We start from the raw sequence: 12,829 nt of genomic DNA on the forward strand, positions 1-12,829 counted from the left end.
AAGCTTCGATGGGGCTCAGGCCGCCTTCGGCAGCGCCGCCTTGGCTTCCGCGAACGCCCAGTCGATCCACTGCGTCAGCAGCGCGACGTCGCTCGCTTCCACCGTGGCGCCGCACCAGATGCGCAGGCCGGCCGGCGCGTCGCGATAATGCGCGAAGTCGAAGCCGGCGTTTTCCTTCTCGACCAGCGACACCAGCTTCTTGGCGAACTCGGCCTGAGCATCGGCCGACAGCGCGGTGATCGCGGGATCGACCACCTTCAGGCACACCGACGTGTTGGAGCGGATCGCGGGATCAGCGGCGAGGAAGTCGATCCACGGCGTGCGCGCCTTCCAGTCCGCCAGCACCTTGGTGTTGGCGTCGGCGCGCGCGATCAGCGCCTTGAGGCCGCCGATCGACTTGCCCCAGTTCAGCGCGTCCAGATAGTCCTCGACGCACAGCATCGACGGCGTGTTGATGGTCTCGCCCTCGAAGATGCCGGCATTGAGCTTGCCGCCCTTGGTCATGCGGAAGATCTTCGGCAGCGGCCACGCAGGCTTGTAGGTCTCGAGACGCTCGACCGCACGCGGCGACAGGATGAGCATGCCATGCGCGGCTTCGCCGCCGAGCGCCTTCTGCCAGGAGAAGGTGACGACGTCGAGCTTCGGCCAGTCGAGCGGCTGCGCAAACGCGGCTGACGTCGCGTCGCAGATCGTCAGGCCCTCACGGCTCGCGCTGATCCAGTCGGCATTCGGAACGCGCACGCCCGAGGTGGTGCCGTTCCAGGTGAAGACGACATCGCTCGCCTGATCAACCTTCGACAGATCAGGAATCTCGCCGTAGCCGGCATGCAGCTTGGTGACGTCCTTGAGCTTGAGCTCCTTGACGATGTCGCTGACCCAGCCTTCGCCGAAGGACTCCCAGGCGATGGTGGTGACGGGCCGGGCACCGAGGAGCGACCACAGCGCCATCTCGACGGCGCCCGTATCGGACGCCGGCACGATGCCGATCTTGTAGTCGGCCGGCACTTCGAGGACTTCGCGCGTCAGCTCAATGGCCTGCTTGAGCTTGGCCTTGCCGATCTTCGCGCGATGCGAGCGGCCGAGAGGGGCGTCCTTGAGATTTTCGGCGGTCCATCCGGGGCGCTTGGCGCAGGGGCCGGAGGAGAAATGCGGCACGGCAGGCCGCTGCGAGGGCTTCGCTGCAGTCATCGTCTATCCTTCCAGATAGTAAGCCTCCCGTTGGGGGGAGGTGTCCCGCTGGCGTGATTAAGCGAAGGGTCGTTCCGCGTCAAGGAACTTCGCGCGCGCTTGTTGCCGTTCACGCAGAATTGGCTGGCATGCAAGCGCGCTCACTCCGGCGCGGCGCCGATCGGCGCCTGTCCTTGCGATGGACGATGCAGGAACGTCATCGATGCGTAGGCGCCGATCCAGGAGCCGACCGCCGCAAAGCCGACATAGATCCAATTCTCCGTGTAGCTGATCACCGCGAAGGACGAGAGCGTGTACCAGATCGCGCTCCAGTTTGCGGCCGGCAAGCGCCGCCGCGCGACGACGGCCGACGTGAACATGACGTAGACCGCGTCGGTCAGAGCCGTTGCCAATGTCACGCCGAGCGCCGTCAGGGCATTGATCTCCGCCATCGTTCGTTCCCCTCCTCGTGCCGTGTCGCACAACGCCGCGGCGTTGTGTCGTCGGACATGCTCATGCACAATGAAGCGATCTGCACGCGACGAACAACAAGGATAGAACAATGCAACGCGTCCGTCTCGGGAGGAGCTCGCTCGATGTCACCCGGCTGGGCCTCGGCACCGCGCCGCTCGGCGGGCTGTTCGAGCCGGTCAGCGACGGCGATGCGGAGGCGACGATCGCGGCCGCCTGGGCGCGCGGCGTGCGCTTCTACGACACCGCCCCGCTTTATGGCTTCGGCCTCGCCGAGCAGCGGCTCGGTGCCTTCCTGCGCACGCAGCCGCGCGACGGCTATGTGATCTCCACCAAAGTCGGGCGACTGCTGCGCCCGGACGCAACGGCCACCGAGGAAGATCCGCACTACAAGGGCGTGCCGGCACTGCGGCCGCACTTCGATTATTCCTATGATGGCGTGATGCGGTCCGTCGAGGAGAGCCTGGTGCGGCTCGGTCTCGACCGTGTCGACATCCTGCTCGTGCACGATCCAGACGACCACTATGACGAGGCCGTCGCGGGCGCCTTCCGCGCGCTGCAGCGGCTGCGCGACGACGGCAGCATCAAGGCAATCGGGGCCGGCATGAACCAGTCGGAGATGCTGGCGCGCTTCGCCGAGGCCGCGCCGGTCGACTGCTTCCTGCTGGCAGGCCGCTACACGCTGCTCGATCAGGGTGCGCTGACCACCCTGTTCCCGATCTGCAAGAGACAGAACATCGCCATCCTGCTCGGCGGCATTTACAACAGCGGCATTCTCGCCAATCCGCATGGCCCCGCGAAGTTCAACTACGAGGACGCGGATGCAGCCCTGGTGGCGCGCGCACGCCAGCTCGATGCATTGTGCAAGCAGCACGGCATCGAGCTCAAAGCCGCGGCCATCCAGTTCTGCCTCGCTCATCCGGCCGTCACGGTCGGCCTGCAGGGCGCGCGCAACGCACAGGAGGCTGCCGACAACATCGCACTGGCGCAGGCGCCGATTCCGCCCGCGTTCTGGCGCGCGTTGCGCGCCAGCCATCTTGTCGATGCCAGCTCGCCGCTGCCGGGAGACGCGGCATGAGCCGGAGGATCGATGCGCATCAGCATTTCTGGGATCCCGGCCGCGCCGACTACCCGTGGATGGCCGGCGATGCGCTGGCGCCGATCCGCCGCCCGTTCGGCCCCGCAGACCTCGCGCCGCTGCTCGCCCGGAACGGCCTCGACGCCAGCATCCTGGTGCAGACGCGATCCTCGCTCGACGAGACCGAGGAGTTCCTGCGCATCGCGCATGAGTGGCCGTTCGTCGCCGGCGTCGTCGGCTGGGTCGACCTGACGGACGCAGGCGTGGGCACGACGATCGAGCGGCTGCGCGGTCTGCCCGGCGGCGACAGGCTGGTCGGCATCCGCCATCAGGTTCACGACGAGGCCGATCCGGCTTGGATTTTTCGCGGCGATGTCCGGCGCGGACTGGAGGCCGTGTTCGCGCATGACCTGACCTACGATCTGTTGGTGCGCACGCGCGAGCTGCCAGCGGCGATCGCGACGGTGCGCGCCTTCCCGAGAGCACGCTTCGTACTGGATCACGCCGCCAAGCCGCCGATCGCCACCGGCTTCGACCAGGACTGGGCTGATCGCATCGCCGAGCTCGCGGCTTGCGGCAATGTCTGGTGCAAGGTGTCGGGGCTCGCCACGGAAGCGGTCTGGGCCGATTGGGACGCCGAGCGGCTACAGCCCTATGTGGCGCATGTCGCGCACTGCTTTGGCCGCGACCGGCTGATCTTCGGCTCGGACTGGCCGGTCTGTCTGCTTGCGGGCGAGTATGACGCGATCAAGCAGGCGCTCGAGCGTTGCCTGGCGGAGCTTGGTCCGGAGATTCGCGACAAGGCGTTCGGCCCGAATGCGATTGCAGCGTACCGCCTGCGCTCCTGATCAGAACCGCATGACCATGCCGAAATGGCTCTTGGCAAAGCCGAGCCGCTCATAGAAGCGCTGCGCGTCGGTGCGGCTCTGATGCGTCATCAGCTCGACCAGATTGCAGCGGCGACTGCGCGCCTCGGCAATGGCCCATTGCAGCAGCTGCTCGCCGATCCCAAGACTGCGCCGATCGGTCGCGACGCGGACATCCTCGACCAGCGCCCGCGACGCCCCCTGTGAGCTCAGGCCGGGCAGAATGCACAGCTGCAGGCAGCCGACCACCCGGCCCGCCTCCTCGGCCACCACCAGCATGATGTTGGCGTCGCGCGAGATGGCCTCGAACGCATCGAAATACGACTGCGGCAGCGGCTCCTCGACCCGCTCCCGCGCACGACCGAGATGGTCGTCGGCGAGCATCGCGACGATCGCGCCGACATCTTCGCGGCGCGCGGGGCGGATGGTGACAGACATCGAGTCGACCCGGTGCAACGACTGCCTCAGAACTTGTAGCCGAGACCCGCGCGCACCGTGTTGATGTTGGTGTCGACGGTCGACGTAAAGCGGATGTACTCGTACTCGGCCCGCGCGAACAGGCCACCGACCAGATTGATGTCGACGCCCGCGCCCGCGCTGTAGCCATAGACGAGGTGATTGTGCTGGAGGTTGTTGGCCGTCAGCGTGACCGGCGTGCCGTAGGTGTTGGTGACGGCGCTATAGCTGACGTCCCGAACGGTGACGGTCTGCCCGATCGTGGCATTGCCGAGTCCGAGGCCGAAGAAGGCATAGGGCAGGAAGCTTCCCATCGCATAGCCGGCACGGCCGCGGATCGTGGCGACATCCGAAATCGAGATCTGCGATGTCGGGGTGACCATGACGCCATGATAGAAGCCGTCGGACAGCGCGGCGGTGCTGATCAGCGAGCGGCTCGACGAAGCCGAGCCGCCGAACTTGCCATGCATGTAGCTCGCCTCGACGCCGAGCACGACGTCGTCCCATTGGCTGTTGTAGCCGGCGAACGCGCCCCAGGCCGAGCCCCGCGACGACTGCTTGCCGAGGTTGCTGTCCCAGGACGACACCTGCATCTGGCTCTCGATGATCGTGTTTGCGAGCAGCGCAGCCGTCATGTTCTTGGTCGAGCCGTTGAAGTTCTCGTCGGACGAGCCGTAGCCGCCCTGGACGCCGACATAGTAGCCGTCCCAGTTGACCCGCGAGTTGCTCAGGCCCTCGGTCAGGCCGCCTCTCAGGATCGGAAGGTCGGGCAAATCGGCGGCCTGGGCCACCGAGACCATGCCGCACACCGAAACCGCCACCACCAGGCTACGCATCGCAACGCTCCAATCAGCACTTGAACTCTTGATGAGCGATCATCGCGCGTTAACCTTAATCATCCGTTTCCGGAACGCGGCGCGCGTGAATTCTTTCGGCAAAAACGCAGCTTTGGATCGATGGGACGATGACGACGAAAAGCGAAACGGCGCGGGAAACCCGCGCCGTTTGCTTACTCACAACAAGGATCGCCCAGATCAGCCCTTGCGGATCAGCGGCATCATCGGGGGCGGCGGAGGATTGTCGAAGTTCCAGCGCACGCCGAGCTTCAGGTCATGCGAGGTGATGTCCTTGAACTTGAAGACGTTGCCGGTGGTCGTGCCGGTATAGGTCGACAGCACGCCGGTCTGTCCCTGCCCGAGGTCGACATAGCTGTAGGCCAGTTCGAGCACCAGGTTCGGGTTGACGTTGTAGGCGAGACCCGCGTGGGCCGCCCAGGCGAGATTCCACTTCGAGGACGTCGTCGCCGTGGCGAAGCTCGTGGTCGTGAACGGCAGGTTGTTGATGCCGGTGTCGGTGAAGTTCGAAATCGTGACCCGCGAACCGCCGACGCCAGCGCCGATGAACGGCGTCACGCACCACCAGGTACCGAGATCGACATAGGCGTTGGCCATGACGACCCATTCGGACTTGCTGGCCGTGTAGTTGTCGATGCCGCTATACGGCACGCCGCCAGCCGTCGCATTGAAGAGGTCGGTGCCCTTGAAGTTCGAATTGCCGCGGTACTGGCCGGTGACGTCGGCACGGAACCAGCTGTTGAAGCGATAGCCGACGCCAACGCCGTAGATGCCGGCCGTATCGAAGCCGGAGGTCTGCTGGAACGAGGTCATCGGCGTATAGGCCGACTCGCGGCTGTAATGAACGTCCTTGACCTTCTGGTTGCTGAAGCCGATGTCGCCGCGCAGATACCAGCCGCCGAAATCAGCCGCCGGCGGCGGCGCGTACACGGGCGGGGGCGCGATCGGCATGTCGGCCGCAAAGGCCAAAGTTGAAAACAGAGAGGCCGCTCCGGCGGCGATCAAAGACATAACGCTACGCATTGGCTTCGTCCCTTTGGCCGGTGAGGCGTTCGGAAATGGGCCCCACATCACAACTGACGGCTGTACAATCGCACCAAATGCTTAAGCAGCGCTTAACCCTAATTATTAGGGTTGATATTTCGTGAGCGCGCAGGAACCGTTAACGGCCGCGCAACGTGTCCTAATGATTGGTTAGCGGCCAGTGTGTCCCTCCGTGGGCTGCCAACTCATTAGTTGAGTCCGACTGCTTCACGAGGTCATCTCACTTAGATAACCGCGACATGAGTTATCGCCGCAGCGGCGGTGCGCTCCCTCTCCCCGTCCTTCGGGGAGAGGGCTGGGGTGAGGGGCAGCGGCACGGGCGGTGCCCCTCTTATGCGACGAACTAATTCTGGATCAGCTCAGCAAAATGACATGCGATGTGATATCAACATCCTTCATCGAGGCGAAGTCCGTGCCCGTCCGACGGACCTTGATCTTGGCCCCGTACGTGCCATGCCCCTCGCCCGGATTGCTGCGCAATCCGACCTCTCCCCGCAAAGGGCGGGGAGAGGTTGCACCGGCCGCGCCGAAGCAGCTTACCTCAATCGGACGCTGAGTCCCGTATGCGCGACGTAGCCAACGAACCAACAAACAAAAAGCCTGCCATCGAAGGATGGCAGGCTTTACTGATGGAGCGATCAGTCGATGATCAGGCCGCAGCAGCCGCGTTGCCGACCGCAGCGACGATCTCGTCGACGACTTCTTCGACGAGATTGCGGTCGTCGCCCTCGCCCATGACGCGGATCACCGGCTCCGTGCCGGAGGAGCGCACCAGCAGGCGGCCGTGGCCGTTGAGGCGCTTCTGGCCGGTGTCGATCGCCGACTTCACCTCATCGGCGTCGAGCGGCTTGCCGCTGCGATACCGTACGTTCTTGAGAATCTGCGGCAGCGGATCGAACTTGTGGCAGACCTCGGAAACGGGACGGCGCAGCCGCTGCACCGTGGCCAGCACCTGCAGCGCGGCGACGAAGCCGTCGCCCGTCGTCGCATAATCCGACAGGATGATGTGGCCGGACTGCTCGCCGCCGAGATTGTAGCCGTCGGCCAGCATGCGCTCGAGCACGTAGCGGTCGCCCACGGGCGTGCGCACCAGCTCCATCCCCTGCCCCTGCAGGAAGCGCTCGAGGCCGAGATTGGACATCACGGTCGCGACGATGCCCGGACGCGCCAGCCGGCCGTCCTCCTTCCAGCTCTGCGCGATCACCGCGAGCAGCTGATCGCCGTCGACGATATGGCCGCGCTCGTCGACCAGGATCACGCGGTCGGCGTCGCCGTCGAGCGCGATGCCGATGTCGGCGCGCATCTCACGCACCTTGCGGCACAGCGCCTCCGGCGAGGTCGAGCCGCATTCCTTGTTGATGTTGAAGCCGTCCGGCTCCACGCCGATCGAGATCACGTCGGCACCGAGCTCCCACAGCGCCTCCGGCACGACCTTGTAGGCCGCGCCATTGGCGCAATCGACGACAACGCGCAGGCCGTCGAGCGAGAGGTCGCGCGGCAGCGTGCGCTTGGCGAATTCGATGTAGCGGTCGTGCACGCCGTCGATGCGACGGGCGCGGCCGAGGCTCGCGCTCTGCGCCAGCTTCTTCTCGAGCGATTCATCCAGCAGCTGCTCGATCTGCTTCTCGACATCGTCGGACAGCTTGAAGCCCTGCGGCCCGAACAGCTTGATGCCGTTGTCCTCGAACAGATTGTGCGAGGCCGAGATCATGACGCCGAGATCGGCGCGCATCGACTTGGTGAGCATCGCCACCGCCGGCGTCGGCATCGGGCCGACCAGCAGCACGTCCATGCCGACCGAGGTGAAGCCGGCCACCATCGCGTATTCGATCATGTAGCCGGAGAGGCGCGTGTCCTTGCCGATCACCACCCGGTGGCGGTGCTCGCCGCGCTGGAACAGAAGACCTGCGGCCTGCCCCACCTTGAGCGCGAGTTCCGGCGTGATCAGGCCGTTGGCGCGGCCACGAATCCCATCGGTCCCGAAATAGTTACGGCTCATTTGACCCCCAGCAACGGCTTTCTGGATTTCGTTACCGGCGGGTGCGAATCATCGCACGGCTCCTCCGGTCAGCCCGCGGGTTATAGTCTCCTTAAACCCACCCTGGCTTCAAAAAATGTGATGAATCATTACCGGGAAACTGCTGCGCCCCCTGTAAGCTGCTGTTAACGCTAATTTTTTCGCCAGCGCCGCCTTACACGCAGGCCCGTCCCGCCGTGCTGGCTCCGGAACACGGGGTCCGTCGGATGTCAGGTCTGACCGGCTGCCCGCAACCGCGCCCCCTGCCCCATCGATCGGCCCGGGATGGCTGCCGTTCCAAGTTGGATTTGGCAGCCGAAACAAAGATGCTAGAGGACTTGCCAGCTAGAAAACGAGACGTCGGTGGGGAGCCGAAGACTGCGATGAAGCACATCACCTGCATTGAAGACCTGCGCCTGTTGCACAAGCGCCGCGTGCCCAAGGCGTTCTTCGACTACGCCGACCGCGGCTCCTATGCCGAAGAGACCTTGCGCGCCAACCGCGAGGATCTGCAGAAGATCAAGTTCCGCCAGCGCATCCTGGTCGACGTGTCCAAGCGCGACCTCTCCACCACCATTCTCGGCGAGCCCTCGTCGATGCCGCTGATCCTGGCCCCCGTGGGTCTGCTCGGCATGCAGCATGGCGACGGCGAGATCCACGCCTGCCGCGCGGCGCAGGCGGCCGGCATTCCGTTCACCCAGAGCACAATGTCGATCTGCTCGATCGAGGACATCGCCTCCAGCGTCGAGAAGCCGTTCTGGTTTCAGCTCTACGTCATGAAGGACCGCGGCTTCATCAAGGCCCTGGTCGAGCGCGCTATCGCCGCCAAGTGCACCGCGCTGTGCCTGACGGTCGACCTGCAGGTGATCGGCCAACGCCACCAGGACATCAAGAACGGCATGAGCGTGCCGCCGGAATGGTCGCTGTCGAAACTGTTCGACTTCGCCACCAAGCCGGCCTGGGTGCAGGGCGTGCTGCAGGGCAAGCGCCGCACCTTCGGCAACATCGCCGGCCATGTGAAGAACACCGAGGATCTCACCAAGCTCTCGGCCTGGACCGCCGCGCAGTTCGACACCTCGCTGAACTGGAAGGACGTCGACTGGATCCGCTCGATCTGGCCGGGCAAGCTGATCATCAAGGGCATTCATGACATCGAGGACGCCAAGCTCGCGGCCGAGACCGGTGCGCAGGCGATGGTGGTGTCGAATCATGGCGGCCGTCAGCTCGACGGCGCGCCGTCGTCGATCCATGTGCTGCCGGGCATTGCCGAAGCGGTCGGCGACAAGATCGAGATCATGTTCGACGGCGGCATCCGCTCCGGCCAGGACGTGATGCGCGCGCTCGCGCTCGGCGCCAAGTCCTGCATGATCGGCCGCGCCTATGCCCACGGCCTCGGCGCCGGCGGCCAGGCCGGCGTCGCCAAGGCCATCGACATCATCCGCAACGAGTTACTGACGACGATGGGCCTGTGCGGCGTCAACACCGTGGCAGAGATCGATCGCAAGGTGCTGGCGGATTAGTTCGCCGGATTGGGCAGTAGCAAGCGTCGTCGCACATCGTGATGATCTGAAGCACTTGCCGAGCAAAAGCTGTCGTCCCTGCGAACGCAGGGACCCATACCGCGTGATGCCGCGGTTGAATAAGATTGATTGTCCCGCGTGCCTCAAACCACTCCCTGGGGGTATGGGTCCCTGCGTACGCAGGGACGACACCATGTCTGGAGACGCGGCGTACCACCCAAGACGGAGGTGTGCCGCTTACATCGGCGGCGTAATCCCGTCGCGGCCGACGCTGACGCGGCTGGTTTCGAGTGCGCCGTCGGGCAACTGCTTGACAGTGGCCATGACCTTGGCGCCGGCCTTCAGCTCGGTCTTGTCGCCGGGCACGAAGGTGACGATCGGCGTGTCCGGCGTGATGTCGACGCGCTTCTCGCCGCCCTTGTACTTGACCAGCAGCGTGTGACCGTCGGTCGACACCGAGCTCTCCGCCACGGTGGCGTTCGTCATGCTCGAATTCGGCTTCAGGTCCCAGGGGCGCGAGCCTTCGCCGGTGCCGCGCATCTCCTCGGGGAAGATGTGGATCTCGACCGCCTTGGGCGCACCGTCCGGACCCGGCACCGTGGTCGCGCCGATGAATGATCCCGGCTTGATGTCGGAGAGCTCGGCCTTGACCACGCCGGAGACCCTGAGATCGCCCGCCATGCGCAGCTTGAAGATCTCGCCGCTGCGGGCTTTGACCGTCATCGTATCAGATTCCACGCTTTCGATGGCGCCGCGGATACGGGTCGGCACCGGCGCCTGCTGAGCGATCGCGAGCACCGAGGTGGCCGCAACCATGGCGAGTGCAGCGGCAGGACGAAGAACAGCTAGACGGAAAGACATGCAAGGGACTCCGAGACTGTCTGACTTGAACTCTCATGCGGGAGCGCAAGCGATCCCTCGAGACTACGTGGAAAGAGACGCCGCCCGGCGACACTTATTCCGTTCTCAAGTCATTGTGAAATCTCCCGCCTGCTCACCCCCGCGATCGCTGACGAGGTCATTGATTCAGCCATCGGGCACGCGCGTGCCGATCAGCTCACGAGTGCTCAACGCGGCGCCGCCGACAACAGCTCCGGGCGGTACTCGAAGTGCATCGTATCGTAGTGATACCAGCGGCCGCCCCAGATGAAGCCGTGCCGCTCGAAGATCTCGACGATCTCACGCGGGAAGCGGTTCTTGTAGGGAATGGTGGCCAACTTCTTCGCGTTCCAGAGCCAGTAGTCGGAATAGTCCAGGTTCAGGTCGATCGCCGCTGCATAGCCGTGCATGCTCATCCGGCCGGTGTCGGCCACCGGCCGGCAGGACAAAACGCCCGCGATCGGAAACGCAGCGCGCTTGATCTTGGGATCGAGCTCGTCGATCTCGGCCGAGATCCGCTTCAGCCGCTCGGCGACACCATTGACACGGGTGACGCTGACGGACTTGCCCCAGCTCTTCGGCAGCCAGGAGATCGACACCAGGTTCCGGTTCACCCCGCCCGCGCTGCAGTCGCCGTACATCTTCTTGAAGAAGGCCTCGTTGCGGAAGCGGCCGGGATCGGCGTTGACAGCGGGCGGCGACGGCTCGCCGCGAGGATAGGCCAGGCTGAGCTGATCGAGGATGGTGGCGTTGCGCAACATGTCGTTGAAGGGCCGCTGCGGGTCGAGCTTGCCGACCGGCATGCGCGTGCCGTCGCGCCAGATGATGGCCTCGTCATCATGCCCAGCCAATGCATCGGGATAGGCGAGCACGAGTCGGTCCAGCATGCTGCCGGCCGTCTCACATCGCGCCGCGGACACAGAGAGCAGCAGCAGAGAGACCGCGACCAGACCCGAGAGAGGAGCAGCCGCTCGGATCACGGCCGCTTGCTCATCTGATCGATCAGCGTGACGTTGGCTTCCTCGACGGTGTTCAGGGTCGGATTCCAGGTCGACGGGACATACCAGGCGAAGCGGCCGAAATACGCCTTGAGATCCGCTGCGTCGAACAAGCGCCCGCGCCGGGCAAAGATCTCGTTCTTGGCGAGCCGCAGCTCGGCCTTCGACAGCCGTGACAATTCCGCCGGTGTCAGCAGTCGGCGGTCGGAGTCGGGAAAGATGAAGCCGTTTGGCCCGCCATTCTCGGCGCGATCGAGAAGATCGACATTGGCCGCCTCGACCGGGTTGAGGACGGGATCCCAGGTGCGCGGCACATACCAGGCGAACTTGCTGAAATAGGTCGTGAGCTCAGGCGAGGAGAAATAGCGGCCGCGGCGCGCGAAGATCTCGTTGCGGGCGATGCGCAGCTCGTCCTTCGTCCGTCCTTGCAGGTCGGCGACCGAGAGCAGGCGCTGGTCGGAGTCGGGGAAGACGAAATCGGCGGATCGCGGAGCGCTGGCAAGCGACGGCGGCGGTGCAGGTGGCGGCGTGACGGCCGCGGCGACGACGGCAGGCTGCCCCGCCGCAGGCCCCGCGAAATAGAACGTGCCGTCGATCGGCGACGAGGCGACCCAGGGCTGCTGCGCGCTGGCGGTCGCCTTCTTCACCGTCAGGCCGACCTGATTGAACGCCTGCAGCACATCCAGCCCCGGCCGCTGCACGGCGTCGACCAGCGCACGCGTGTACGGACTGTGTCCGTCATCGCCATCGAGCGCGACGTTGCCGGGCTGCGTCGCGTAAGACAGGATCGTCCCCTCGGGCGCCCGGATCTGCGCGAGGCCACCATCACTCGACCTCAGGCCACGTCCGCCGAATGGATTGTTGCGGCAGGCATCCAGGATGACGATGTTCAATTTGGTGCCGGCCGCCTCCATCTGGCGCAGCACGAGACCGACATCGACCATCATGAAATCGACATCGGCTTCGCGCGCAGGGTTGGCGCTGACGGGAACCAGATAGTTGGTGCCGCGCACCTGAATGCCGTGGCCCGCGTAGTAGAACACGGCGACATCGGCGCCGAGCAGCTGCTTGCTGAACGCCTGGATCACCTGATCGAAGCGCGGCTTGTCGAGATCGAGCTGCGCGGCTCCGCCCACCAGCGTAAAGCCGAGACGCTGAAAGGTCTCCGCGACAAGGCGCGCATCATTGGCGGGATTGGCGAGCTTGCCGACGCTTTGATAGTCCGAATTGCCGACCACCAGGGCGACCTGGGTCGCGGCTCCACACGGCACCACGCTGAGCAACAAGAAGAACAAAATACCGATAGCTGATCTTCGCATCGTCCGTTCCTGAATTCCGGACGTCGTTCTAGCTTGCCCGGCAGGTCAAATCGACTCTGCCAATGCGGCCATATCGCGGACGCCTGCCCTGCCCGCGCGTCATGATCTCATCTCTTTGTTTGAGCATGATCTTTTCGGAAAACCGGTCTCCACTTTTCCG

General features: G+C 64.9%; 12 protein-coding genes. 3 read left to right on the forward strand and 9 right to left on the reverse strand.

Annotated elements, in window-relative coordinates:
* Nucleotides 1-15: 15 nt before the first annotated feature.
* Both BRAD285_RS26635 and BRAD285_RS26640 read right to left on the reverse strand, forming a co-directional pair.
* Nucleotides 16-1,188 carry a phosphoserine transaminase gene (locus tag BRAD285_RS26635; RefSeq protein WP_006611622.1) on the reverse strand — a complete coding sequence of 391 codons (1,173 nt, stop codon included), beginning with the start codon at nucleotides 1,186-1,188 and terminating at the stop codon, nucleotides 16-18.
* A gap of 140 nt (nucleotides 1,189-1,328) precedes the next feature.
* Nucleotides 1,329-1,619 (reverse strand): hypothetical protein, encoded by a 291-nt coding sequence (locus BRAD285_RS26640; RefSeq protein WP_006611621.1) that lies wholly within the window; start codon nucleotides 1,617-1,619, stop codon nucleotides 1,329-1,331.
* Between the two features lie 110 nt (nucleotides 1,620-1,729).
* On the opposite strand from BRAD285_RS26640, the gene BRAD285_RS26645 reads away from it, so the two are divergent.
* The gene (locus tag BRAD285_RS26645) at nucleotides 1,730-2,716 is read left to right on the forward strand and encodes an aldo/keto reductase (RefSeq protein WP_006611620.1); all 987 of its coding nucleotides are present in this window, start codon (nucleotides 1,730-1,732) and stop codon (nucleotides 2,714-2,716) included.
* Complete coding sequence (locus tag BRAD285_RS26650; RefSeq protein ID WP_006611619.1) at nucleotides 2,713-3,564, forward strand: amidohydrolase; 852 nt, start codon at nucleotides 2,713-2,715, stop codon at nucleotides 3,562-3,564. Before BRAD285_RS26645 ends, BRAD285_RS26650 begins: the two co-directional genes overlap by 4 nt.
* Here the strand turns inward: BRAD285_RS26650 and BRAD285_RS26655 are convergent, their stop codons facing one another.
* From BRAD285_RS26655 to glmM, 4 genes are all read right to left on the reverse strand, one after another.
* Nucleotides 3,565-4,020: a GNAT family N-acetyltransferase gene (locus tag BRAD285_RS26655; RefSeq protein ID WP_006611618.1), complete on the reverse strand. Its 456-nt coding sequence runs from the start codon at nucleotides 4,018-4,020 to the stop codon at nucleotides 3,565-3,567.
* Nucleotides 4,021-4,046: 26 nt separating this feature from the next.
* Nucleotides 4,047-4,874 (reverse strand): outer membrane protein, encoded by an 828-nt coding sequence (locus BRAD285_RS26660; protein ID WP_006611617.1) that lies wholly within the window; start codon nucleotides 4,872-4,874, stop codon nucleotides 4,047-4,049.
* Between the two features lie 198 nt (nucleotides 4,875-5,072).
* Entirely contained in the window at nucleotides 5,073-5,915 is an 843-nt protein-coding gene (locus BRAD285_RS26665; protein ID WP_244422179.1) for an outer membrane protein, read from the reverse strand.
* A 670-nt stretch (nucleotides 5,916-6,585) separates the two neighbouring features.
* Entirely contained in the window at nucleotides 6,586-7,935 is a 1,350-nt protein-coding gene (gene glmM, locus BRAD285_RS26675; RefSeq protein WP_006609248.1) for a phosphoglucosamine mutase, read from the reverse strand.
* Between the two features lie 401 nt (nucleotides 7,936-8,336).
* Between glmM and BRAD285_RS26680 the strand changes: the two genes are divergently transcribed.
* Complete coding sequence (locus BRAD285_RS26680) at nucleotides 8,337-9,473, forward strand: alpha-hydroxy acid oxidase (RefSeq protein ID WP_006609247.1); 1,137 nt, start codon at nucleotides 8,337-8,339, stop codon at nucleotides 9,471-9,473.
* Nucleotides 9,474-9,710: 237 nt separating this feature from the next.
* Here BRAD285_RS26680 and BRAD285_RS26685 read toward each other — a convergent pair whose 3' ends face one another.
* From BRAD285_RS26685 to BRAD285_RS26695, 3 genes are all read right to left on the reverse strand, one after another.
* On the reverse strand, nucleotides 9,711-10,289 hold the full coding sequence (locus tag BRAD285_RS26685) for a hypothetical protein (protein WP_050886719.1): 579 nt from the start codon (nucleotides 10,287-10,289) through the stop codon (nucleotides 9,711-9,713).
* A gap of 251 nt (nucleotides 10,290-10,540) precedes the next feature.
* Nucleotides 10,541-11,239 carry a M15 family metallopeptidase gene (locus BRAD285_RS36365; RefSeq protein WP_063828189.1) on the reverse strand — a complete coding sequence of 233 codons (699 nt, stop codon included), beginning with the start codon at nucleotides 11,237-11,239 and terminating at the stop codon, nucleotides 10,541-10,543.
* Between the two features lie 89 nt (nucleotides 11,240-11,328).
* Nucleotides 11,329-12,669 carry a YARHG domain-containing protein gene (locus BRAD285_RS26695; protein WP_006609244.1) on the reverse strand — a complete coding sequence of 447 codons (1,341 nt, stop codon included), beginning with the start codon at nucleotides 12,667-12,669 and terminating at the stop codon, nucleotides 11,329-11,331.
* Nucleotides 12,670-12,829 lie beyond the last annotated feature (160 nt).

The organism is Bradyrhizobium sp. ORS 285, assembly GCF_900176205.1.
Taxonomy (GTDB): Bacteria; Pseudomonadota; Alphaproteobacteria; order Rhizobiales; family Xanthobacteraceae; genus Bradyrhizobium.